Annotated in this window: 24 protein-coding genes; 19 read left to right on the forward strand and 5 right to left on the reverse strand. The window is 64.1% G+C overall.

The features are described from left to right. The first annotated feature begins 37 nt into the window (after positions 1–37). From ACTIFE_RS03385 to lpxK, 3 genes are read left to right on the forward strand one after another with little or no spacing between them, the layout of a single operon-like run. Positions 38–736, forward strand: a complete 699-nt coding sequence (locus ACTIFE_RS03385) for a lysophospholipid acyltransferase family protein (protein WP_439527754.1) — start codon at positions 38–40, stop codon at positions 734–736. After that, the gene (locus ACTIFE_RS03390; RefSeq protein WP_439527755.1) at positions 729–2,069 is read left to right on the forward strand and encodes a 3-deoxy-D-manno-octulosonic acid transferase; all 1,341 of its coding nucleotides are present in this window, start codon (positions 729–731) and stop codon (positions 2,067–2,069) included. Before ACTIFE_RS03385 ends, ACTIFE_RS03390 begins: the two co-directional genes overlap by 8 nt. Next, positions 2,069–3,091: a tetraacyldisaccharide 4'-kinase gene (gene lpxK, locus ACTIFE_RS03395; protein WP_439527756.1), complete on the forward strand. Its 1,023-nt coding sequence runs from the start codon at positions 2,069–2,071 to the stop codon at positions 3,089–3,091. Before ACTIFE_RS03390 ends, lpxK begins: the two co-directional genes overlap by 1 nt. 6 nt (positions 3,092–3,097) lie before the next feature. Here the strand turns inward: lpxK and ACTIFE_RS03400 are convergent, their stop codons facing one another. Further along, complete coding sequence (locus tag ACTIFE_RS03400) at positions 3,098–3,322, reverse strand: DUF2093 domain-containing protein (RefSeq protein WP_106754899.1); 225 nt, start codon at positions 3,320–3,322, stop codon at positions 3,098–3,100. A gap of 213 nt (positions 3,323–3,535) precedes the next feature. Here ACTIFE_RS03400 and tldD point away from each other — a divergent pair, with 213 nt between their 5' ends. Then, positions 3,536–4,969 (forward strand): metalloprotease TldD, encoded by a 1,434-nt coding sequence (gene tldD, locus ACTIFE_RS03405; RefSeq protein WP_439527757.1) that lies wholly within the window; start codon positions 3,536–3,538, stop codon positions 4,967–4,969. A 2-nt stretch (positions 4,970–4,971) separates the two neighbouring features. Next, a complete protein-coding gene (locus ACTIFE_RS03410; RefSeq protein WP_439527758.1) occupies positions 4,972–5,607 on the forward strand; it encodes an HAD family hydrolase in 636 nt (211 codons plus the stop codon). A gap of 17 nt (positions 5,608–5,624) precedes the next feature. On the opposite strand, the gene blaOXA is transcribed toward ACTIFE_RS03410, so the two are convergent. Beyond that, entirely contained in the window at positions 5,625–6,434 is an 810-nt protein-coding gene (gene blaOXA / locus ACTIFE_RS03415) for a class D beta-lactamase (protein ID WP_439527759.1), read from the reverse strand. 6 nt (positions 6,435–6,440) lie between these two features. Here blaOXA and ACTIFE_RS03420 point away from each other — a divergent pair, with 6 nt between their 5' ends. Together ACTIFE_RS03420 and ACTIFE_RS03425 are read left to right on the forward strand one after the other, a co-directional pair. Continuing rightward, positions 6,441–6,839 (forward strand): hypothetical protein, encoded by a 399-nt coding sequence (locus ACTIFE_RS03420; RefSeq protein ID WP_439527760.1) that lies wholly within the window; start codon positions 6,441–6,443, stop codon positions 6,837–6,839. 24 nt (positions 6,840–6,863) lie between these two features. After that, positions 6,864–8,651 carry a monovalent cation:proton antiporter-2 (CPA2) family protein gene (locus tag ACTIFE_RS03425; protein ID WP_439527761.1) on the forward strand — a complete coding sequence of 596 codons (1,788 nt, stop codon included), beginning with the start codon at positions 6,864–6,866 and terminating at the stop codon, positions 8,649–8,651. 293 nt (positions 8,652–8,944) lie between these two features. Here the strand turns inward: ACTIFE_RS03425 and ACTIFE_RS03430 are convergent, their stop codons facing one another. Then, positions 8,945–9,436 carry an invasion associated locus B family protein gene (locus tag ACTIFE_RS03430; RefSeq protein WP_439527762.1) on the reverse strand — a complete coding sequence of 164 codons (492 nt, stop codon included), beginning with the start codon at positions 9,434–9,436 and terminating at the stop codon, positions 8,945–8,947. A gap of 694 nt (positions 9,437–10,130) precedes the next feature. On the opposite strand from ACTIFE_RS03430, the gene coxB reads away from it, so the two are divergent. From coxB to ACTIFE_RS03470, 8 genes are all read left to right on the forward strand, one after another. Then, positions 10,131–11,033: a cytochrome c oxidase subunit II gene (coxB, locus tag ACTIFE_RS03435; protein ID WP_439527819.1), complete on the forward strand. Its 903-nt coding sequence runs from the start codon at positions 10,131–10,133 to the stop codon at positions 11,031–11,033. A 109-nt stretch (positions 11,034–11,142) separates the two neighbouring features. After that, positions 11,143–12,738: a cytochrome c oxidase subunit I gene (gene ctaD, locus ACTIFE_RS03440; protein ID WP_439527763.1), complete on the forward strand. Its 1,596-nt coding sequence runs from the start codon at positions 11,143–11,145 to the stop codon at positions 12,736–12,738. A gap of 143 nt (positions 12,739–12,881) precedes the next feature. After that, the gene (locus tag ACTIFE_RS03445) at positions 12,882–13,820 is read left to right on the forward strand and encodes a heme o synthase (RefSeq protein ID WP_439527764.1); all 939 of its coding nucleotides are present in this window, start codon (positions 12,882–12,884) and stop codon (positions 13,818–13,820) included. Continuing rightward, positions 13,820–13,978 (forward strand): hypothetical protein, encoded by a 159-nt coding sequence (locus ACTIFE_RS03450; protein WP_439527765.1) that lies wholly within the window; start codon positions 13,820–13,822, stop codon positions 13,976–13,978. Before ACTIFE_RS03445 ends, ACTIFE_RS03450 begins: the two co-directional genes overlap by 1 nt. A 9-nt stretch (positions 13,979–13,987) precedes the next feature. Next, positions 13,988–14,602: a cytochrome c oxidase assembly protein gene (locus ACTIFE_RS03455; RefSeq protein WP_439527766.1), complete on the forward strand. Its 615-nt coding sequence runs from the start codon at positions 13,988–13,990 to the stop codon at positions 14,600–14,602. A gap of 74 nt (positions 14,603–14,676) precedes the next feature. Continuing rightward, complete coding sequence (locus tag ACTIFE_RS03460) at positions 14,677–15,549, forward strand: cytochrome c oxidase subunit 3 (RefSeq protein WP_439527767.1); 873 nt, start codon at positions 14,677–14,679, stop codon at positions 15,547–15,549. Between the two features lie 92 nt (positions 15,550–15,641). Next, positions 15,642–16,025: a DUF983 domain-containing protein gene (locus ACTIFE_RS03465; protein ID WP_439527768.1), complete on the forward strand. Its 384-nt coding sequence runs from the start codon at positions 15,642–15,644 to the stop codon at positions 16,023–16,025. Continuing rightward, complete coding sequence (locus ACTIFE_RS03470) at positions 16,018–16,818, forward strand: SURF1 family protein (protein ID WP_439527769.1); 801 nt, start codon at positions 16,018–16,020, stop codon at positions 16,816–16,818. The genes ACTIFE_RS03465 and ACTIFE_RS03470 overlap by 8 nt, the downstream gene beginning before the upstream one ends. A 243-nt stretch (positions 16,819–17,061) precedes the next feature. On the opposite strand, the gene ACTIFE_RS03475 is transcribed toward ACTIFE_RS03470, so the two are convergent. Both ACTIFE_RS03475 and ACTIFE_RS03480 read right to left on the reverse strand, forming a co-directional pair. Beyond that, complete coding sequence (locus ACTIFE_RS03475; protein WP_439527770.1) at positions 17,062–17,547, reverse strand: peroxiredoxin; 486 nt, start codon at positions 17,545–17,547, stop codon at positions 17,062–17,064. 144 nt (positions 17,548–17,691) lie between these two features. Next, positions 17,692–18,633, reverse strand: a complete 942-nt coding sequence (locus tag ACTIFE_RS03480) for a protein-disulfide reductase DsbD domain-containing protein (RefSeq protein ID WP_439527771.1) — start codon at positions 18,631–18,633, stop codon at positions 17,692–17,694. 139 nt (positions 18,634–18,772) lie between these two features. On the opposite strand from ACTIFE_RS03480, the gene ACTIFE_RS03485 reads away from it, so the two are divergent. The 4 genes from ACTIFE_RS03485 (at position 18,773) to ACTIFE_RS03500 (ending at position 23,093) form a co-directional block, all read left to right on the forward strand. Further along, entirely contained in the window at positions 18,773–19,369 is a 597-nt protein-coding gene (locus ACTIFE_RS03485; RefSeq protein ID WP_439527772.1) for a YqgE/AlgH family protein, read from the forward strand. Positions 19,370–19,552: 183 nt separating this feature from the next. Further along, entirely contained in the window at positions 19,553–20,959 is a 1,407-nt protein-coding gene (gene thrC / locus ACTIFE_RS03490) for a threonine synthase (RefSeq protein ID WP_439527773.1), read from the forward strand. Between the two features lie 189 nt (positions 20,960–21,148). Continuing rightward, positions 21,149–22,435, forward strand: a complete 1,287-nt coding sequence (locus ACTIFE_RS03495; protein ID WP_439527774.1) for a M16 family metallopeptidase — start codon at positions 21,149–21,151, stop codon at positions 22,433–22,435. Between the two features lie 19 nt (positions 22,436–22,454). Continuing rightward, the gene (locus ACTIFE_RS03500) at positions 22,455–23,093 is read left to right on the forward strand and encodes a GNAT family N-acetyltransferase (protein WP_439527775.1); all 639 of its coding nucleotides are present in this window, start codon (positions 22,455–22,457) and stop codon (positions 23,091–23,093) included. Positions 23,094–23,108: the final 15 nt, after the last annotated feature.

Below are 23,108 nucleotides of genomic sequence, written 5' to 3' on the forward strand. Positions count from 1 at the left end.
CCGCAGTGTGGGTTGCAAGCGCGGCGGAAGGTCCTCCATGCTGAAGAAGATTGGCCGGCATCCGATGCTGCTGAAGGCCGTTGGCGTGACGCTGGCGGCCTGGCTCCGTTTTGTCCGGCGGACCAACAGCATGGTGATCGATCCGCCAGGCATCTACGACCGGTTGCGGCCTGACCTGCCGGTCATCGTGGCCATGTGGCATGGCCAGCATTTCATGATGCCCTTTGCCAAGCCGGACGACTTGCCGGCCTATGTCATGATCTCGCGCTCCGCCGATGGCGAGATCAACGCCATTGCGGCCGAAAGGCTGGGTGTCGGCCTGATCCGGGCTTCGGGCAGCCAGAAGGCACACCAGATCACCAAGCGTGGCGGCTTGCGCGGGTTCATCGAGGCCATGCGGGTCTTGCGCGAAGGCAACAGCATGGCGCTGACGGCAGATGTGCCGAAGGGCCCGGCAAGGGTATCCGGCCCCGGCATCGTTCAGCTTGCGCGTCATTCGGGCCGGCCGATTGTCCCGGTTGCCGTTGCCACCAGCCGCTCCATCGAACTCAATTCCTGGGACAGGGCGAGCATCAACCTGCCCTTCGGACGTGCGGCGGTCGCCATTGGTGACCTCATCCACGTGGCCGCAGATGCGAGCGACGAGGAGATGGAACAGGCGCGGCTTGCGGTCGAGACCGGGCTGAACGCGGTGACCCGCCGCGCCTATCAGCGTGTCGGACGCGATGATGGCTAACCGGGACAAGGTTGCCCGGTCTTTGACCCTGCGCTGCTGGCGCATGCTTGCCGGCTTGTCTCTGCCGCTGCTGCGGCTGGTTCATGCGTCGCGACTGAAAGCGGGCAAGGAGGATCCGGCGCGCCAGGGAGAGCGCTTTGGCGAGGCAAGCCTGCCGCGCCCTGACGGCCGGCTTGTGTGGGTGCATGCGGCCAGCGTTGGCGAGACCAACTCGATCTTGCCGCTCGTTGAGCGACTGGTGGCGGACGGCCTGACCGTTCTCCTGACGACGGTGACCCGCACGTCGGCCGAGATTGCCGCGCAGCGGCTTCCCGCCGGGGCCTTGCACCAGTTTGCTCCCTTCGATGCGCCCCAACTGGTCGGCCGCTTCCTGGATCACTGGCGACCGGATCTGGCCCTCGTGGTGGAATCCGAACTCTGGCCGTCGACCTTTTCGCTGCTGGCGCTGCGCGGCGTGCCGCTGGTGATCGTCAACGGCCGCATGTCGGCCCGCTCCTTCAGCGGATGGCGCAAGGCCGGACGCGCGGCGCGGGCGCTGTTTTCCTGCGTTGACCTTTGCCTGGCGCAGAGCAACGCAGACGCCGCCCGCTACCGCAGCCTTGGCATTGGGCAGGTCCGCTCGCCCGGCAACCTGAAATATGATGCCGAGCCGCCTGCGGCCGATCCGGCGGCTCTGGCGGAGCTTGCAGCTAACCTGGCCGGACGTCCGGCCTGGCTTGCGGCCTCGACGCATCCGGGCGAAGACGAGATCGCGCTGAAGGCGCATGCCGAGTTGCAAGCGCACTATCCGGAGCTGATGCTGCTGCTCATGCCGCGCCATCCGGCCCGTGGCGATGAGGTCGCTTCGCTTCTCGCCAGCCGGTCCGAGCGTTTTGCCCGGCGCTCCGCCGAAGATTTGCCGCAGCCCGACCAGACTGTCTATCTGATGGACACGCTCGGCGAAATGGGCCTGGCGCTGCGCCTGGCCAATGTGGTGTTTCTCGGCGGTTCCTTTGTCCAGGTTGGCGGTCACAATCCGGTCGAGCCGGCGCAACTGGCCGTGCCCCTGGTGACCGGTCCGCATGTCGCCAATGCGCGGGCGATCTATCGGGACTTGTGGGAGAACAAGGCATCGATACGGGTTGGCGAGCCTGAGCGGCTGGCCGAGGCTGTCGGCACCCTGCTGGCCGATCCCGAGACAGCAAGGACAATGGCCGAACGGGCAAGGGCAGTTGCCGGTGAGGGAGCAGGGGCCTTGCAGCGGACATTGGACGCGCTTGCGCCCTTGCTTTACCCTTCCGGACCGGACGCGGCGCCCGGAGACACCACCGGACACAGGACCGGAGACAGCTGATGAAGACCCCGCCATCCTTCTGGTGGCAACCGGGCCTCAGCCCCAAGGCGCTCCTGCTCGCTCCGATTTCTCTCGTCTATGGTTTCATTGCGGCCCGGCGCATGCGGGCTGCGGCGGCCTACCAGAGCCGCCTTCCGGTCATCTGTATCGGAAATTTCACTGTCGGCGGCACCGGCAAGACGCCCTTTGCGCTGAAACTTGCCGATCTCCTGAAGGCGGCCGGTCACAGGCCGGTGTTCCTGCTGCGTGGCTATGGCGGCAGTGAACGGGGACCGGTGCAGGTCGATCCGTCACGGCACTCCAGCGCGCAGATCGGCGACGAGGCCTTCCTGCTGGCCGCTTCGGCCCCGACCATTGTGTCCGCCGACAGGGCTGCCGGGGCAAGGCTTGCCGAAACGCTCGATGCGGATCTGATCCTGATGGATGACGGGTTCCAGAACCCTGCGCTGGCCAAGGACCTGACACTGGCGCTGGTGGATGCGGCTGTCGGCGTTGGCAATGGCTTCGTCCTGCCCGCCGGCCCCTTGCGGGCGCCGCTTTCAGTGCAGGTTCGCCGGGCCGATGCGCTGGTTGTTGTGGGGGAGGGAGACAGGGCCGATGCGGTCATTCACCTCGCCGCGCGGCGGGCCTTGCCGGTGTTGCAGGCACGGATCGAGCCGCATCGGACGGAACGGTTTGCGGGGCTGCGGGTGTTCGCCTATGCCGGCATTGGCCGCCCGCAGAAGTTCTTTGACAGCCTGCGGGATATAGGCGCGGACGTCCGTGAAATGATGGCCTTTGCCGATCATCACAGTTTCACGCCGGCTGAGGCTCAGGATCTAATCACCCGGGCGGAGGCGGCGGATCTGCAACTGGTCACCACCTCGAAGGACATGGCCCGCATTGCCGCCAGCGAGGGCGAGATCTTTCACTGGCTGGCGCGGGAAAGCGATGTGCTGGATGTGTCCATGGAGATCGAGCCGGAGGATCGGCTGATGACCCTCATCACCGACGCCTTGCGCCGGCGGGCATTCCGGGCCTGAGACGGATCAGCCGGCCTTGCCTTCGAACTGCATGAAGCGGTTGTAGGCCGCTTCCGCGTCGACATAGGCTTCCTGGCGTTCGACGCTCCAGTATTTCAGTTCATCGAGCGGGATCGCCTGACCGGTGACGGCGCAGCGCACGAAGGTGCCCGGTGCTTCGACCTGGTAGTCGCCGTCAAGGTAACGGATGCGGGCCTCGCCCGGCACGCGCGGCGTTTCATAGCGGTTCATCGGCGTCTCTCGCAGTCTGACAGCATTTTCTTCGCCGGTTATGGGCGAGGCGCGGCTGATGGTCAATCGGCAGACCCTGCTGATTGGCGAAGAACGCAAATGGGCTGCGTCCGCCGCCGGGGGTGAAATCGCCGGCGAAGTGGTTATGTTAGGGCCACGATGCGCGGGAGTCGCCGCGCCAACCTGATTGACTGCCCTCTCGAAAGGCCACCGATGAGCGAGACCCTGTCCCCTGTGCCCGACCTTCTGGACGCCTCCGGCCTTGGCCTTGAAACCGCCCGCCGCCTCACCGCCGAGGCCCTGTCCGGCGCCGATGACGGGGAACTTTTCGTCGAGTACCGCCAGTCGGAAGGGCTGGTGTTTGATAACGGCCGCCTGAAGTCCGCCAGCTACGACACGGCGCAGGGCTTCGGCTTGCGGGCGGTTGTGGGCGAGGCAGCCGGATACGCCCACTCGGGCGATATCTCCGAGGCAGCGCTCAAGCGGGCTGCCGATGCGGTGGCAGCCGTGAAGTCCGGCCATGCGGGCAGCTATGCCGCGGCCCCTGCGCGCACCAACACGCGGCTCTATGCCGATCTCAATCCGCTCGCCAGCCCGAGCTTCGAGGACAAGGTGAAGCTGCTGCAGGAAATCGACGCCTATGCCCGGGCGCGTGACCCGCGCGTGCGGCAGGTCACGGCGTCGGTCGCCGGCTCCTGGCAGGTGGTCGACATCCTGCGCGCCGATGGCCACCGGGTGCGGGATATCCGCCCGATGGTGCGGCTGTCGATTTCCGTCGTTGCCGCCTCCGGCGACCGGATGGAAGCCGGGTCCTTCGGCTGCGGTGGCCGCGAGGGCTTTGCCCGCTTCATCACCCCGGAAACCTGGCAGGCCGGCGTGGACGAGGCGCTGCGTCAAGCTCTGGTGAACCTTGAGGCAGTTCCCGCTCCGGCTGGCACCTTTGATGTGGTGATGGGACCGGGCTGGCCCGGCATCCTGCTGCATGAGGCTGTCGGCCATGGCCTTGAAGGCGACTTCAACCGCAAGAAGACCTCGGCCTTCGCGGGGCTGATGGGCCAGCGCGTTGCCGCGCCGGGCGTCACCATCGTTGATGATGGCACCATCGCTGACCGGCGCGGCTCGCTGACGGTCGACGATGAAGGCACGCCGACCAATCGCACCACCCTGATCGAGGATGGCATCCTCGTCGGCTACATGCAGGACCGGCAGAACGCCCGCCTGATGGGCATGGCGCCCACCGGCAACGGCCGCCGCCAGTCCTATGCCCATATCCCCATGCCGCGCATGACCAATACGGTGATGCTGGGCGGCGACAAGGATCCGGCAGAAATCCTCGGCTCGGTCAAGAACGGCATCTTCGCCGTTTCCTTCGGCGGCGGGCAGGTCGACATCACCTCCGGCAAATTCGTCTTCTCCTGCACCGAAGCCTACCGTATCGAGGACGGCAAGATCGGTGCGCCGGTGAAAGGCGCGATGCTGATCGGCAATGGGCCGGACGCCCTGACCCGCGTCAGCATGATCGGCAACGACATGAAGCTCGATCCCGGTCTCGGCACCTGCGGCAAGCAGGGGCAGGGCGTGCCGGTCGGCGTCGGCCAGCCGTCGATGCGCATCAACGCCCTGACGGTTGGCGGAACGGCGGTCTGATCATGCCGCAGATCCGCGATGCCAAGGCCGTCACCTTCGTCGTCTTCGACATGGATGACGTGCTCTACGATTATGACCACGAGATCCGCATTGCCGCATTGGAGCGGCTGACGGGCCGGGGGCGGGAGACGTTCGAGCACGCCATCTGGTATTCGGGCTGGGAGGCATCTGCCCAAACTGGTGAACTGGCAACGCCGGAAGCTTATCTCGCCGGCTTTGCCGAGCAACTTGGATATCCGATCGACGCCGAAACCTGGATCGCAATCCGTGCCGCAATGATGCGGCCGCGGCCTGCCGTGCTGGCCTTGGCAAATGTCGCTGCAGAGCAGGCGGACGCGGCCTTGCTCTCCAACAACGGCATGATGCTGAAGCAGGCGCTGCCGGTCTGCGCCCCGGAGATGCTCGATATCTTTGGCGAGAAGGCGCATGTCTCGGCGGAGTTCGGTGCCCGCAAGCCGGATCCGGCTGTCTTCCTGCGCCTCTGCGAGCGGTACGGCCACGACCCGCGCCAGACTTTCTTCGTCGACGACATGCCGGAGAACATCGAAGGCGCCGAGGCCGCTGGCCTCATCGCCCACCTCTACGAGACCCCGGACGGCCTGCGCAAGGCCATGCGCGCGCTCGATTTCGAGGTGTGAGTCCGGCGCTGCCCGAGCTAGCGGCCTGCCACGAGCGCTGGCCAATCGGCTAGAAGCGCATCGCGCGTCCGCAGGCCCGTGGGTCCTTTGACCGGCCCGTCGTCCTGCGTCAGGCGGGCGAAGGCAAGCCTGCGCCCGTCCTTCTCGGCAAAGCCGACAAACCAGCCCCAGCCCCGGTTGCGGTCAAAGCTGCCATCGGCCTTGCGGGGAAAGGCGCTGCCGGTCTTGCCTGAGATCGTCCAACCGCCAGCGGCAAAGCGCTCCAGAAGGCCGATTGCGGCGATCATGGCCTCCGGTGCTACGGGCAGAGTGCCGCTTTGCAGGGCGCTGAGGAAGGCAATCTGTTCGTCCGGAGATATTTTCAGCGATGAGGCGATCCAGGCACGTTCAAGCCCGTTGTCCTTACCCGGATCACCTGAGAAATCGGCATTGCCATAGTGAAAGCGCTGGCCATAGTCCGTGAGTTGCCGGGTTCCGAGGCTGGCCGCAATCCGCTGCGAGTACCAGACAACGGAATGTTTCATCCAGCTGGTCGGCGTCGTCGGCTGCTTCCACAGTTTGCCACCCCAGTCCGGTTCACCTTTTCGCCACGACAGTTCGGGCAGAATGGCAGACTGAAGCAAGCCGGAATCAAACCCCATGACAGCGAGCGGGATCTTGAAAGTCGAGGCAGGCGTCACGCGGCCGCCGCAGTCGCCTTGACGCAGCAGGATCTGTGCGCTCGACACGTCGGCGATGACGGTGCAAATGGGTGCAGCCTGGGCGTGAAATGGTGTCAGGGCGGGCAGAATGGCCGTGAGAACAACAAGAAGGACCGGACGGAGCATGGCAGGATGAGTTCCGTTTTTGAAGGACAGACAGGGGCAAAGCGCCGTGTGATTGCGGCAGGGCCAAGGCGGAGGGAGATCGTCGTCACTGTTCTCTCTGTCGCGCTGGCCATTGCGGCGGTCGGGAGCGCGGGGGCAACTGATACAGGTGCTGCCGACTGGACGCTTGAGAAATGCCGACGCTACCGCGATGCTGCGCAGGAGGCCTTGCAGCGATTTGGCAGCATTGGCCTGTCGGACGAGTTCCTGTCCCGGCACCGGGCGTTTCTGGATCGTGATTGTGCTGATCCGCGTGACGTGTGCCCGCGCAGTCCGCAGGAACTGGCTTTCGCCGACCGGCTGATCATCCGGGCGATGAATGCGGGAACCGCAAGCACCTTCCCGCCCTTCGGTTGCCGAAACTGACCCTTACCAGAGGAACTTGCCCGCATGGCAACTGCATCCGTCCCGCCGCTCTTCACCGAGGCGATCATCTTTCTGGGCGCGACAGTCATCGCCGTGCCGCTGGCCAAGCGCTTCGGGCTCGGGTCGGTGGTCGGCTATCTGGCGGCAGGGCTGGCGATCGGTCCTTATGGGCTGAACGCCTTCGGTTCGGCGGGCAACATCCTGCCGGTGGCCGAACTCGGGGTCGTGCTGCTGCTGTTCGTCATCGGCCTTGAACTGGATGCGGCCCGGCTCTGGCGCATGCGGCGCGATATTCTAGGGCTCGGCGCGGCACAGGTGCTTTTGACCGGTGCCTGTCTCTTCGGCCTGTTGTGGCTCGCCGGAGCGGCCATGCCGGCTGCCCTCGTTGCCGGGCTTGGTCTTGCGCTGTCATCGACGGCCTTTGCCCTACAGATCCTGCAGGAGCGTGGGCAGCTTGCAGCGCCTTATGGCCAGCGCGCCTTTGCGATCCTGCTGTTCCAGGACATTGCCATCGTGCCGTTGCTGGCACTGGTTGCGATCCTGTCGCCTGTCACGGATGGCTCGGGCGGTGGGTCGGCGCTGACCGAGATTGCCGTAACGCTTCTCGCCGTTGTCGCAGTGATCGTCATCGGCCGGTATCTGGTGTCGCCGGTGTTCCTGTTCCTGGCCCGGACCAAGGCGCGCGAGGTGATGCTGGCTGCCGCCCTTCTGGTGGCGCTGGGCAGTGCCGGGGTGATGCATATGGTCGGGCTGTCCATGGCGCTGGGCGCATTCCTGGCCGGGGTTCTGCTTGCGGAATCCAGTTTCCGCCACACGCTCGAGGCGGATATCGAGCCGTTTCGCTCGCTTCTCATGGGACTGTTCTTTGTCGCGGTCGGCATGTCGCTGGACCTGGGGTTGATTGCGCGCCTGTGGTATCTGGTTGCCCTTGCGGTCCCGGTGCTGATGCTGGTCAAGGGCGGCCTGCTGTGGAGCCTCGCCCGTGGGTTCGGCTCGTCCAATGCCGATGCCCTGCGCATTGCCGTGACGCTGCCGCAGGGCGGCGAGTTTGCTTTCGTGCTGTTTGCCGCCGCCGTGTCGCAAGGCGTTCTGCCTGCCGAGACGGCGAATCTTCTGACCGCGACGGTGATCCTGTCGATGTTGTTCACGCCGCTTGCCTGCCTCGCGCTCGACTGGTTGGCCGCACGGTTGAAAGCCAGTGGCGCTGCCCATCCGGCTGTCGAGAGTTTCGAGGCGGCGACACCGGTGGTGCTGATCGTCGGCTTTGGCCGCTTCGGCCGCACGGTGGCGCAGGTGCTGACGTCGGAAGGACTGGAGATCACAGCCATTGACAACCATCCGGACCGGCTCGCCTATGCGCGCCAGCTCGGCTACCGGGTTTATTATGGCGATGCCACCCGTGCGGATGTGCTTGGCGCTGCCGGTGCCGCGGACGCCGCTCTCGTTGCGCTTTGCGTGGAGAACGAGGCAGTGATGGAGAAAGCCATCGCCGCCGTCCGCAGCCTCAACCCATCAGCCCGGCTCTACTGCCGCGCGACCAACCGCAGCCATGCCCTGGCGCTGACCCGGCTGGAGGTCGATTATCAGATCCGCGAGACCTTCGAATCGGGTCTGGCGTTCGGACGCGCCGCGCTCAGCGGGCTTGGTCTGGCGCCGGAGCGGCTGGCGCAGATCGAGGAAGATGTCCGCCGGCGCGATGCCGAGCGCATGACCCTGCAATTGGAACAGGGCGAGGCGGCGGGGAACGACCGGCTGCATGCGGTCACGCCACGCAGCCCGGCAAGACAGGCTGGTTCCGATCAGGAGCCCTGAAACGAAAGGCCCCGCCGGAGCGGGGCATCTGGGTGAAGGCAATATTCCGTTCAGATCTGGCTCCGTGTCACCCCGGCCGAGCAAAGCGAGAGCCGGGGCCTACTCGCTTGCAGAGCCTCCGCTTCTATGACCTGCGCAGAGATGGTAGGAGTGAGCAGTCCAGACGGGCGCGGGCGAACAAATAACCGCTCTGCAAACGAGTAGGCCCCGGGTCTCCGCTTCGCTACGCCCGGGGTGACGTCAGTTTGACTACAAAAACGAATCCCCGCCGGAGCGGGGCTTGAGGTCGAGACTTACGGCAGGGCGTCGAAGCCGGCCGAGAAGCCGTTCAGCGAAATCGGAATGCCGATGCCTTCTTCCGGCGTCTGGAAGATGATGAAGGTGGCCTGCTTGCCGCCCTTGAGCTTGCCGACCAGGTCATCCTGAAGGATGACCTCGGCGATGCAGCCGTTGGGCAGGCAGCGGACAAAGCCGGCCCGGCCGATATCAGCGTCATCGACACGCAGGCCAAGGCCGGACGGCAGCAGCACGCCGAGCGGTGCCAGAACGCGCAGGATTCGCGCCTGTTTGTCAGCGGTCTTCAGCACGATCACCGACAGACCGACATTCTCGCGGTCTTCAGCAGTCACGTTCTGAATGAGGGCACACTGTTCACTAGCGGCGCCTGGAGGCGTGTCGCAGCGCATCTGCCAGTCGCCGTGCACGGCCTTGACCTCGCCCTGGGCCAAGGCGGCCCCGGTGATGGTGAGGCCGGCAATGACCAGGCTCGCGATGCCGGAGGCCACGCCGAAAACGATCCGGGAAAGGGGGCGCGCAGGAGAGCTAGGCAAGGAGTGTCCTCCGGACATAAGGGTCAGGGCCGCAGCCCGAGCTCGAATCAGGATCAGAACTGACGCAAAGAATAGCCGCAGGCAGCCCGCCCGTTCCAGTCCACAATCCGCTTTCTCCCTGTCTTTCCCGGCAGGAATGTGACCTTCGCCGAAAAGTTTCGGCAAGACGCCGATCCGGCCTGCGGTCGTTGATCAGGATCAAGCGACGAATTTGACGAGGATCAATTCGAAGGATGGGGGCGGGTCGGGATGCAGGGCATAAACCCGTTGCAGGACAAGGATTCTTGTGGTTTCTGTGCGCTGCCCGCTGCTGCGGTGCCCACTGCGGCAGAACGTCGCTGTACGATGGGCCTCGTCGCGGTATATTCGGGTTTGTGCGTAAAATGCACGCAACAGGACGCGACAGACCAGCTCCCCTGTGGCGCATCGGCAGATGCAGCCGGGGGTCGAAGAGCTGCTTCGAGCGTCCATTTGCAGTTTTCCCCGGTTGCAGGTGGCCGGGAACGGAAATGAACCGGCAGCCTATGGCCGGTTCGGGAGTTTCGCGGTGGAGGCAGAGTTGGCCGCCAGCGCGTGGACGTGGTGAGAGAGCCGCCGCAGGCGGACTAGGGAAGGGAGCGCAGACGTGAAGGCAATCTTCAAGCGTCTCATGGCGGCCGCTGCAGGCGCCGCGGTTCTGGCCGGAACGGCCGGAACGGTCATGGCCCAGGATGCAGCCGGGGCCATGTCGCCCTGGCAGCTGGGGTTCCAGGCCTCGGCCTCCGAGGTGATGGATGACATCCACTGGTTCAACAACATGACGCTAGGCATCATCACCGTCATCACGCTGTTTGTGCTGGCGCTGCTGATCATTGTCATGGTGCGTTTCAACGCCCGCGCCAACCCGACGCCGTCGCGCACTTCGCACAACACGATGATCGAGGTGGTGTGGACCGTCGCGCCGATCCTGATCCTGGTCGTCATCGCCGTGCCGTCCTTCCGCCTGCTCTACAAGCAGCTTGAGATCCCGGCCTATGACATGACCATCAAGGCCACCGGTTACCAGTGGTACTGGGGATATGAGTACACCGACGAAGCCCTGGCTGGCATTTCCTTCGACAGCCTGATGCTGAAGGATGACGAGCGGGCTGCCGTGGCCGAGGCGCGCGGCGTTCCGCTCGCCGACGTGCCGCGCCTGCTGGCAACCGACTATGATGTCGTCGTGCCGGTCGGCAAGACGGTTCGCGTCCAGGTGACCGCCGCCGACGTGCTGCATGCCTTCGCCATGCCGGCGTTCGGCGTCAAGATCGACGCCGTCCCGGGCCGCCTGAACGAAACCTGGTTCAAGGCCGAGAAGACCGGCGTCTACTACGGCCAGTGTTCGGAACTTTGCGGCAAGGACCACGCCTTCATGCCGATCACCGTTCGCGTTGTGACCCAGGAGCAGTTCGATGCCTGGAGCGAAGCGGCCAAGTCGGATCTGGATGATGCCAACAAGGCGCTGATGGCCTCGCTCGCCGCCGAGCGCAAGGTGGCTGATGCCGCCCTGCCGGCGCAGGTGACCGCGCGCTGAGCTTGTGACGCTTGCTGTGGCCGGTGCGCCGGCCACAGGACTGGGAATTGGGGGCGATGCGCGCCAGTAGGGCGCCCGCCGGTTTTACATTACTCGAGGGAGCACGACCATGGCTGCGACCGCTGCACACGCCGCGCATGACCATCCGACCGGATGGCGCCGGTGGGTCTATTCGACCAACCACAAGGACATTGGCATCCTGTACCTGATCTTCGCGATCATTGCAGGCATCATCGGCGGCGCGCTCAGCGTCGGGATCCGCATGGAACTGCAAGAGCCAGGCATGCAGTACTTTGCCGATCCGCACTATTTCAACGTCTTCACGACGGCGCACGGCCTGATCATGATCTTCTTCATGGTGATGCCGGCCCTGATCGGCGGTTTCGCCAACTACTTTGTTCCGATCATGATCGGGGCGCCGGACATGGCGTTCCCGCGCATGAACAACATCTCCTTCTGGCTGCTGCCGCCGTCCTTCGCGCTGCTGCTGCTGTCGCTGTTCGTCGAAGGTCCCTCGGGCGCAACTGGCGTCGGTGGTGGCTGGACGATCTATCCGCCGCTGTCGACCTCGGGCCAGCCCGGCCCGGCCGTTGACCTTGCGATCCTGGCGCTGCACGTTTCAGGCGCGTCTTCGATCCTTGGCGCGATCAACTTCATCACCACCATCTTCAACATGCGCGCGCCTGGCATGACCATGCACAAGATGCCGCTGTTTGCCTGGTCGGTGCTGATCACCGCCTTCCTGCTGCTGCTGTCCCTGCCGGTTCTGGCTGGCGCCATCACCATGCTGCTGACCGACCGCAACTTTGGCACCACTTTCTTCGATCCGGCCGGCGGCGGTGACCCGATCCTGTACCAGCACCTGTTCTGGTTCTTCGGTCACCCGGAAGTGTACATCCTGATCCTGCCGGCCTTCGGCATCATCAGCCACATCATTTCCACGTTCTCGCGCAAGCCGATCTTCGGCTACCTCGGCATGGCCTATGCCATGGTCGCCATCGGCGTCGTCGGCTTCATCGTGTGGGCACACCACATGTACACAGTCGGCATGTCGGTCGAGACGCAGGCCTATTTCGTCGCCGCCACTATGGTGATCGCGGTTCCGACGGGCGTGAAGATCTTCTCGTGGATCGCCACCATGTGGGGCGGCTCGATCGAGTTCCGCACGCCGATGGTCTGGGCAATCGGCTTCATCTTCCTGTTCACCGTCGGTGGTGTGACGGGCGTGCAGCTGGCCAACGCTGGCCTCGACCGCGCGCTGCATGACACCTACTACGTGGTGGCGCACTTCCACTACGTGCTGTCGCTCGGTGCCGTGTTCGGCATCTTTGCGGGCTGGTACTACTGGTTCCCGAAGATGTTCGGCTACATGTACAACGAGACCATCGGCAAGCTGCACTTCTGGATCACCTTCATCGGCGTGAACCTGGTGTTCTTCCCGCAGCACTTCCTAGGTCTCAACGGCATGCCGCGTCGTTATGCCGATTACCCGGATGCGCTGGCCGGCTGGAACTATGTCTCCTCGATCGGGTCCTACATCTCGGCCTTCGCGGTCCTGGTGTTCCTCTATGGCATCGTCGAAGCCTTCGCCAAGAAGCGCGTTGCCGGCAACAACCCCTGGGGTGCCGGTGCGACGACGCTGGAATGGACGCTGACCTCGCCGCCGCCGTTCCACCAGTTCGAGACCCTGCCGCGCATCAAGTAAGCGGCCGGCGTTTCACAAGACCTGACCACCGCGCTGACCGCGCGGTGGTTCACAACAAGAGAGACGCCACCCGAAAGGGTCAGGCTGTCTCCGCCCCAGGGACCCGGACAAAGCCGGGAACACAGCATGAAGGGTAGGGCCTGATGTCGCTCGCCGAGCGCCCGGACACCATGATGAGCGACCCCGTCACCTGGGATGGTGGCATGGGGTCGGTCGGCGATTATCTCGCGCTGCTCAAGCCGCGGGTGATGTCGCTCGTCATCTTCACTGCCTTTGTCGGCATGATGCTGGCACCTGGAAGCATCCACCCGGTGCTGGCCGGTGTCGCGCTTCTGTGCATCGCCATCGGCGCGGGAGCGTCGGGTGCCCTCAACATGTGGTATGACGCCGACATCGACCGCTTGATGTCGCGCACTGCCAAGCGGCCGATCCCGGCTGGCAAGATCACGCCGAGCGAAGCGCTCGCCTTCGGCATGACCCTGTCCGTTGGCTCCGTTGTGCTTCTTGGCCTGCTGGTCAACTGGTTCGCAGGTGCATTCCTCGCCTTCACGATTTTCTTTTATGCCGTCGTCTACACGATGTGGCTGAAGCGCTCGACGCCGCAGAACATCGTCATCGGCGGCGCGGCCGGGGCGTTTCCGCCGATGATCGGCTGGGCTGCGGTCACGGGTGGGGTGAGCCTCGAGAGCTTCATCCTGTTCCTGATCATCTTCATGTGGACGCCGCCGCATTTCTGGGCCCTGGCCCTGTTCAAGAGCAGCGACTACCGCGCCGCCGGCGTGCCCATGATGCCGATCGTCGCCGGTGAAGATGCGACCCGGACCCAGATTCTGGCCTATTCGCTGGTGCTGGTTCCCATCGCCGTCAGCCCGTGGTTCTTCGGCTTTGCCGGTGTTACCTATGGCGTGGTCTCGGCCCTCCTGGGTGCCGGGTTCCTCGGCCTTGCGTGGCAGGTCTACCGCGTGCGGGACGGCGAGGCGGCGCGCAAGGCATCCGTGCGCCTGTTCAGTTACTCGATCCTGTATCTTTTCCTGCTCTTCGCCCTTCTGCTGGGCGAAAGCCTCGTAGCCCGGATGATCTGATGATGAATGAGGATGGCATCCGACTGACACCCGAGCAGAGGCGCCTGCGCAAGGCGCGGTCGATTGCGATTGCGCTGGCCCTGGCAGGCATGGTTGCCCTGATCTACTGGGTTACAATCGTTCGCCTCGGCGCCAATGTTCTCAATCGTCCGCTCTAGGAGACGTCCATGACCGACGAAAGCAAGGCAACTTCAGACAAGGACATGTCGCGCAGCAATCGCCGCGTCGCACTGATCTGCGGCGGCGTTTTCTTTGGCATGGTCGGCATGTCCTACGCGGCTGTGCCGCTGTACAACCTTTTTTGCCAGGTCACAGGGTTCGGCGGCACCACGCAGCGTGCCGAACAAGCCTCCGAAGAGATCATCGGACGCAAAATTACTGTCCGCTTCGACGGCAACGTGACCCCCGGCCTTGGCTGGGACTTCAACCCCGAGCACCGGTCGGTCACGCTGAAAATGGGTGAGACCGGACAGATCGCCTATGTTGCGACCAACACGGGCGCAGCGCCCTCCGTCGGGACGTCCGTGTTCAACGTGACGCCCTTCGAGGCCGGGGTGTATTTCAACAAGCTCGAATGCTTCTGCTTTACCGAACAGCCCCTGGCCGTCGGCGAAAGCGTGAACATGCCGGTTGTGTTCTTCGTGGACCCGGCGATGGACAAGGACCCCGAACTGCGGCACGTCCGCGAGATCACCCTGTCCTACACTTTCTACCCGGTGGACAAGCCGGTCAAACCGATCGCGGCAAAGTCGGAAGACAGCGCTACGGCAAACAGGCTCTGAGCGCAGGGCGGATCACCGCCGGCCTCTGATGCCCGCATATGATGACTGATATTGGAACTTTGGGGAGCACGCCCATGGCTGAGGCACATAGCAAGAACCACGATTACCACCTGGTTGATCCCAGTCCGTGGCCCTTCCTGGCATCGATCGGTGCCTTCCTGATGGCGATCGGTGGCATCGGCTTCATGCGCTATGCCGCAGGCAAGGACTTTGAGCTGTTCGGAGCCAACCTTGCCGGCTGGGGCATCTTTGCCGTCGGCCTCGTGATCGTGCTTTACGTGATGTTCGGCTGGTGGCGGGACACTATCAAGGAATCGCAGCAGGGCCATCACACCCGCGTGGTCAGCCTGCACCTGCGCTACGGCATGATCCTGTTCATTGCCTCGGAAGTGATGTTCTTCGTCGCCTGGTTCTGGGCATTCTTCGATGCGTCGCTGTTCACCAGCGAAGCGATCCAGTTCCAGCGCGTCGAAGCAACCGGCGGCGTCTGGCCGCCGCAGGGCATCGAAGTTTTCGATCCCTGGCACTTGCCGCTGCTCAATACCCTGATCCTTCTGACCTCGGGCACGACTGTCACCTGGGCGCATCACGCCCTGCTGCACAATGACCGCGAGGGCCTGAAGTGGGGTCTGATCCTGACTGTCGCGCTGGGTGTGATCTTCACGATCTGCCAGATCTATGAATACGATCATGCAGCCTTTGACTTCTCGGGCAACATCTATGGCGCCACCTTCTACATGGCGACCGGTTTCCACGGCTTCCACGTCTTCGTCGGCACCGTGTTCCTTCTCGTCTGCCTGATCCGCGCTCTGGCAGGTCAGATGACCCCGGAGAAGCACTTCGGCTTCGAGGCAGCTGCCTGGTACTGGCACTTCGTCGACGTGGTGTGGCTGTTCCTGTTTGCCACCATCTATATCTGGGGCAGCTGGGGCGTTGTGCCTCACTAAGTGAGGCGCCACCACCTGTTACACTGATAAGCCCGGTCCGGACATCTGGACCGGGCTTTGTCTTGGCAGCAAGGCTGCCACGGGAGGAAGAGATGCAGGACCAGGCGCATTTCCCGACGCAGGATCCGTTTCGCACCGGTCTTGCCGGATGCTGCCCGCGCTGTGGCCAGGGGCGCCTGTTCAAGGGCTTTCTGGCGACACGACCAGCCTGTAGCAATTGCGGCCTTGATTTCGAGTTTGCCGACAGTGGCGATGGCCCGGCGGTTTTCGTCATCATGCTGGTCGGCTTTGTTATCGTCGGCCTGGTGCTGTGGGTTGAACTGGCCTTCACGCCGCCGATCTGGCTGCATCTCGTTCTCTGGCTGCCACTGACAGTGATCCTGGCCCTGTCGATCCTGCGCCCCCTGAAGGGTCTGATGATTGCCCTGCAGTATCGCAACCGCGCCGCAGAAGGACGACTTGAGAGCGATGACTGATCCGCAGGATGTGCGCGACGGCGACAACAACCGCCCGGTCTGGCGGCGTTTGCTTGTGCCTGGGGTTTTAGCTGTCGTTGGCCTCGCCATCCTGTTGCGGCTGGGCTTCTGGCAGGTTGACCGGCTCGCCTGGAAAGAAGACTTGATCCGCCAGGTTGAACAGAGCCTGACGCTGCCGGCCTCGCCGGCACCCGCACCGTCTGACTGGGCGGCGACCACAGCGCCGGGCGCGGATTATCGCAAGGTGGAGATCCGGGGGCGCTTCCTGCCCGGAGAGGTTTACTACTACAACGCCCTGACCAGCCCGAAAGGCCCCTATGGCGGCCCCGGCTACTTTGTCCATGCGCCGCTGCAAACAGCGGAGGGCTGGGTGGTGATGGTCAATCGCGGCTTCGTTCCGGACCTGTATCTTGACCCGGCAAAACGCCCTGGCAGTGCCGCCCCAGAAGGGGAGATGACAGTCTCCGGCATTCTGCGCCAGGGCGAGGCGCCGAACGCGCTGACGCCCGCGCCTGATCTGTCCAAACGGATCTGGTTTGCCCGTGATCCGCAAGCCATGGCCAAGGGGCTCGAGGTATCAGCGGCCGTCGCCCCTTATGTCATCGATGCGGATGCTGCAATGACGCCGCCATCGGGCCTGCCGCAGGCTGGCGAAACCGTAGTCCGTTTCAAGAACGATCACCTCGGCTACGCCCTGACCTGGTTCGGCCTCGCCGCGACGCTGGCCGGCGTTTATCTCGCCTATGCCGTATCCGTCTTGCGAAGCGGAGGGAGCAAAAAGCCGGAGGCGTGAAGCCCCGGCCCCGATGGCCGACAAACTCTCCACGTCATCCCGGCCAAGCGAAGCGCTGAGCCGGGATCGGAGAGTCGAGGTCTTGATATTCCAAAGAGTTACATCTGAGAATGCTGGGCTCTCCGGTCCCGGGTCTTCGCTTCGCTGCGCCCGGGATGACGCGGGTGTGGTCGCTGCCAAAGCAAAAAGCCGGAGGCGTGAGCCCCCGGCTGATCGTGAATTCTAGAAGTGGTTGACGTCGGATCAAAGGGTCTCGAGCAGAGCGGCAGCGCCCGAGACGGTGGCCTGACCCGGAGCGTCCTCGACGTTCAGCTGGGTCACGACGCCGTCCTTGGCGATGAGGGCAAAGCGCTTCGAGCGGATGCCCATGCCGAAGCCGGTTGCATCGAGTTCCAGCCCGAGGGCCTTGACGAAGTCGGCACTGCCATCGGCCAGGAACACGATCTTGTCGCCAGCCCCTGTTGCCTTCTTCCAGGCATCCATGACGAACATGTCATTTACGGAGAGGACGGCGATGGTGTCGACACCCTTGGCCTTGAAGGCGTCGTGATGCTCGACGAAGCCCGGCAGGTGGTTCATGTGGCAGGTCGGGGTGAAAGCGCCCGGAACGCCGAACAGCACGACGGTCTTGCCTGCGAGAAGCTCGGCCGACTTCATTTCAACCGGGCCGTCAGCGCCGATGACCTTGAATACGCCGTCCGGCAAACGGTCGCCAATAGTGATGCTCATCGTGAAATCTCCGCGTCGGAAAACCTGTGCAGCCGCAGGACCATCGTCAGCCCGCCGCCCTCTTCGAGATAGAGTGCCGGAGCCGCCGCGTCGAGCCCTTGCTTAAGGTTTTATACGGATGCAGGAGCCCGGACGGCAGCCGGGTCAGCGCGGCCTTGCGGGATGGATTTCGGTGATTGCCCCTGTCGCGCGGTTGATGTCGAACCTCTGCTCGACGGCATGGCGTCCAGCAACAAGAACAAGCCGCAAGGGCAGCACGGCAAGGTCTTCGGGCAGGCCCCCGAGGGACAGCACCCAGTCGCCGGTCGCCTGCTTCCATTCCGGCTTGGTCCGCCGGGGCACGCCGAGAGACAGGTCCTGCGGGGCGGATGCGAAGATCTCGACGTCGTCAACATCCATGCCCGCCGGCACGGAGAGGCTGAGGTCCAGCTTTTCCTGCTTGCCATCCTTGCGCAGGAACAGGCGCGAGACGACCGCATCCGTGGCCTGCGCCGGCATTGGAACGTCGGCCCTTGCCCGGGCGATGGCCCGGTGACTGGTCCGGTCCTCGGCTTCCGTGGGATCCAGCGTCAACGACAGCCGCGCTGAGGCCGGTACACAGACGTCCTTGCAGTTGCCAAAAGCCAGATCGATCTCGAGTTGCACAGGGTCTTCCGGTCGTTCCGGACGCAGCGCTAGCGGCAGGACGATGCCGTTTTTGTAGACATTGGAAACGCTGAAGCCGTCGTCATACCTCTCCGGATAGGGGAACTGCAGCCGGGCGTCAGCGAGATTGCCGGAGGGCGCCAAGTCGACCTGCGGCGGAATGCCGGCTTCCCCGGCATTTTCCCAATAGGTGTGCCAGCCCGGATCGAGCACGAATTCGATGCCGGCGTCATAGCGGCCATCCGTGAGGGGACCGCTGGAGATCAGACGGACTGCGCCGCCCTCAAACCGCGACCAGCCGGATGTACCGCTGATTGCAGTGGGTGCAAACAGGATGAGCTGCGCCAGCGCAAGGGCCAGCACCGGTAAGGTCGGGAACGGAGGGAGGTGGAAGCGGTGCGATGTCTGCATGGGGATGCAATAGCTGATTTTCGCCGCCAAGTCGTGTTTCCGGTTGTCACGAACGGGTCATAAACACGTGAGCCCCGCACAAAGCCTGCCGCACCTGCGAACAATCCGTTAACAAAGTGAAATTCTGCGTCTAAGCTCTGATTCCGTATAACGGCCTCATGAGGAGATGATGGCTCAAAGGCTACAAGAGGAGTGGCTGGACGGCAAATTCCTCATCGCCATGCCCAACATGGCCGATGGTCGCTTTGCCCACTCGGTGATTTATGTCTGCGCGCATTCGTCGGAAGGGGCAATGGGGCTTGTGCTCAACCAGCCCTCGCCGCATCTGTCGATCGCGGATCTGCTGCTGCAACTCAGCATTGTGCGGGAGGCGGAGGCGATCAACCTGTCGCCCCGGCTGCGGCGCATGAATGTCCATCGCGGCGGACCCGTCGAGACGGAGCGTGGCTTTGTGTTGCATTCGGATGATTTCCTGATCGAAAGCGCGACGTTGCCCATTCACGACGGCATCTGCCTGACGGCGACGCTGGAGATTCTGCGCGCAATTGCCGAGGATCGAGGTCCGTCGCGGGCAATGCTGGCCCTCGGCTATGCCGGCTGGGCACCCGGCCAGTTGGAGCATGAAATCCAGGCCAATGGCTGGCTGACCGGTCCAGCAGATGCAGAACTGATTTTCGACCCCGACCAGACAGCCAAGTGGGAACGGGCGCTGTGGCGGATCGGTGTCGATCCGGCGATGCTCTCGACCGACGCCGGCCACGCCTGACGGGCCATGCCAGCGGCATTCGCAACAAATGCCGTTTGCGCCGACTTGCGATCTATTTTAAGGGTCGCTTCCATGGAATAGTCTCGTCTCCGGCAAGGCAAACCTGGCTGGAGGAGGAGGTCGACAGGCATATGCCTTGAACGGCAGACGCCTCGAAAGGCAGATGACAAGGAATCCGACCCGGTGAAATACATCAGTACGCGTGGCGAAGCACCCGTTCTCGATTTCCAGGATGTGCTCCTGCAGGGCCTGGCCCGGGATGGCGGGCTGTATCTGCCACAGACATGGCCGACCTTTGACGCTGCCACCATCGCCGGTTTCGCCGGCAGGCCCTATGCCGATGTCGCCCTTGCCGTGATCCGTCCCTTCGTCGGAACCTCCATCAAGGAGGCCGACCTGAAGCGGATGATCGACGAAGCATACGCCAGCTTCCGTCACAGCGCCGTGACACCGCTGATCCAGATCGCGCCGAACCGCTTTGTGCTTGAACTGTTCCACGGCCCGACGCTGGCATTCAAGGACGTGGCGATGCAGCTGCTCGGGCGGCTGATGGACCATGTGCTCGCCGAGCGCGGTCAGCGCGCCACCATCGTCGGCGCCACTTCCGGCGACACCGGCGGCGCAGCAATCGAGGCCTTCCGGGGCCGCGAGCGGACCGATGTGTTCATTCTATTTCCGGAGGGCCGCGTCTCTGACGTGCAGCGCCGCCAGATGACGACGCCGACGGAAGCGAATGTGCATGCGCTGGCCATCAAGGGCAATTTTGATGATTGCCAGGCGCTGGTGAAAAGCATGTTCAACCATTTCGCGTTCCGCGACCGGGTTGGCCTGTCGGGCGTCAACTCGATCAATTGGGCCCGCATCCTCGCCCAGATCGTCTATTACTTCGTCGCAGCGACCGCGCTTGGCGGCCCGGCCCGGCCGGTGTCCTTCACGGTGCCGACCGGCAACTTCGGTGATATCTTCGCCGCCTATGCCGCCATGCGCATGGGGCTTCCGGTTGGCAAGCTTGTGATCGCCACCAACGTTAATGACATCCTGGTCCGCACCCTGGAAACCGGGCGCTATGAAACCCGCGGCGTCAATGCCACCATCTCGCCATCCATGGATATTCAGGTCTCGTCCAACTTCGAGCGGCTGTTGGCCGAAGTGCATGGCCGTGATGGTGCTGCCGTGCGCGCCATGATGGCCTCGCTTGGCCAGTCCGGCAGCTTCTCCATCGCGCCCGGTCCGCTCGCCGAGATGCTGCAGACCTTCGCTGGTGGACGCTGCAACGAGGCTGAGACCGCCGCGACCATTGCTGGAACGCTGAAAGACACCGGATATCTGCTCGATCCGCACACCGCCATCGGCGCGCATGTCGCCAAGGCGTTCGACGAGCCGGGCATGCCGATGGTGGTGCTGGGCACGGCACATCCGGCCAAGTTCCCGGTTGCAGTGAAAGCGGCAACGGGCATTCATCCGGCCCTGCCGGATATGCTGCAGCCGATGATGAGCGCGCCGGAGCGGCAGACCGTTCTGGCTGCGGATCTGGGGGAACTGGAACGGCATATCGAGGCCAATGCCCGGGCTGTGAAGAGCCTGGCGTGACAGCCACGGGGTGACCTGGCAACGGTGTCACTCACGATCGGACCATCTGGCCCCCTGAGCCGGTAGGGAACGAGACCCGCATCTGTCTTGCAAGGGGCGGGCAAATGAGAACGAGAAGACGAGGGCGGAGGCGGACCGGTGCCGTGTGGATCGGTCTGATACCTCCGTTGCCTCGCCGGGAGGACGCGCATGGATGTACAGATTACCCGGCTGGACAATGGCCTGACCGTCATCACCGACCGGATGCCGCACCTGCGCACGGCCGCACTCGGCGTCTGGGTGCGCACCGGATCACGCGCCGAGACCGCCGAGCAGAATGGCATCACCCATCTTCTGGAACACATGGCCTTCAAGGGCACCAAGACCCGCACCGCGCGCTCCATTGCCGAGGAGATCGAGGCCGTTGGCGGGGAACTGAATGCGGCGACCAGCGTCGAGCACACCAATTACTACGCCCGCGTGCTGGCCGAGGACGTCCCGCTTGCCGTCGACCTTCTCGCCGACATCCTGCAGAACTCCGCCTTCGATCCGGAGGAACTGACCCGCGAACAGCACGTCATCCTGCAGGAGATCGGCGCGGCGCAGGACAGTCCCGACGATCAGGCCTTTGATCTGTTCCAGTCCACAGCCTGGCCGGCGCAGCCGATGGGCCGGGCTATTCTCGGCACCCCGGAAAGCGTCACCAGCTTCTCCCGCGATGCGCTCGAGGCTTATCTGGCAGAACGCTACCGGGGTCCGGACATGGTGCTGGCCGCAGCCGGTGCCGTGGATCACGAGGACCTGGTGCGCCGCGCCAATGACCAGTTCGGGGCCCTCGGCTCCGCACCGGCGCGCGAGGTCGAGCCTGCAGTCTATCACGGCGGTGAGGGCCGGGTGGTCAAGGACCTGATGGAAGCCCAGATTCTCATCGGCTTCCAGGGCCAGCCCTACAAGTCGAAGGACTATTACGCCGCGCAGATCCTGGCTTCCGTGCTGGGTGGGGGCATGTCGTCGCGCCTGTTCCAGGAAGTGCGGGAAAGCCGTGGCCTGTGCTATGCCATCTACGCTTTTCACTGGGCATTCCATGACACTGGCCTGTTTGGCGTGCATGCCGCGACCGGCGAGGATGACATTGCCGAACTGATGCCGGTCCTGATCGGCGAGCTGGAACGGGCTTGCGCGGACATTTCGGAGGCGGAAGTTGCCCGTGCCCGGGCCCAGATCCGTGCCGGCCTGATGATGGCGCTGGAAAGCCCCGCTGCCCGCGCCGGCCAGATCGCGCGCCAGATGCTGATCCACGGCCGCACCCTGAGCCTGGAAGAAATCACCGCCCGCATCGAGGCGGTGACGGCGGAAAGTGTTCGCGAGGTGGCGCTGAAGACCTTCATCAACACCGCGCCGACACTGACCTCGCTGGGTCCGGTTGGCTCGATGCTGACCCTCGATCAGGTGACGGAGCGGCTGGGCAAGCCGGTTCGCCACCTCGCCTCGGCCTGACCGCGGCGGAGCCCGAGCCATGGCCCTGCTTCGCTCCTTCGGGGTTTCGGAAGCCGAGCCGCTGCTGCAGGGCGAGAGGGTGTACCTGCGTCCACCGGTGATGGCCGACTATCGGCAATGGGCGGAACTGCGCGAGGAGAGCCGGGGGTTCCTGACGCCCTGGGAGCCGGTCTGGCCGGTCGATGACCTGACCCGCTCGGCCTTCCGCCGCCGGTTGCGGCGCTATGCCGGGGAGCGGCGGGAAGGGCGCAGTTACCCGTTTTTCCTGTTTTCCGTTGGCGATGACCAGTTGCTTGGCGGGGCGACCCTGTCCAACATCCGTCGCGGTGTGTCGCAGGCCTGCTCGCTGGGCTACTGGATGGGAGCGCCCTTCGCTGGAAAAGGCAACATGACCCAGGGTGTTGCCTTGATCATGCCATTCTGTTTTGACGTGTTGCAGCTTCACCGGATCGAGGCCGCCTGCCTTCCCTCGAACGAGCCGTCCATCCGCATCCTGCGCCGGAACGGGTTCGTCCAGGAAGGCTATGCACGCCGCTATCTTCACATCAATGGACAGTGGCAGGACCACCTGCTGTTCGCCCGGCTTGCCGATGACCCGCTGGTTACCGGTGCGTTCTCCCCACAATGGACCGGCAGCGTCATGAAAGACCCCTTGTGACATGGGTGGCAACCC

It is taken from the genome of Pannonibacter sp., assembly GCF_051860505.1.
GTDB lineage: Bacteria > Pseudomonadota > Alphaproteobacteria > Rhizobiales > Stappiaceae > Pannonibacter.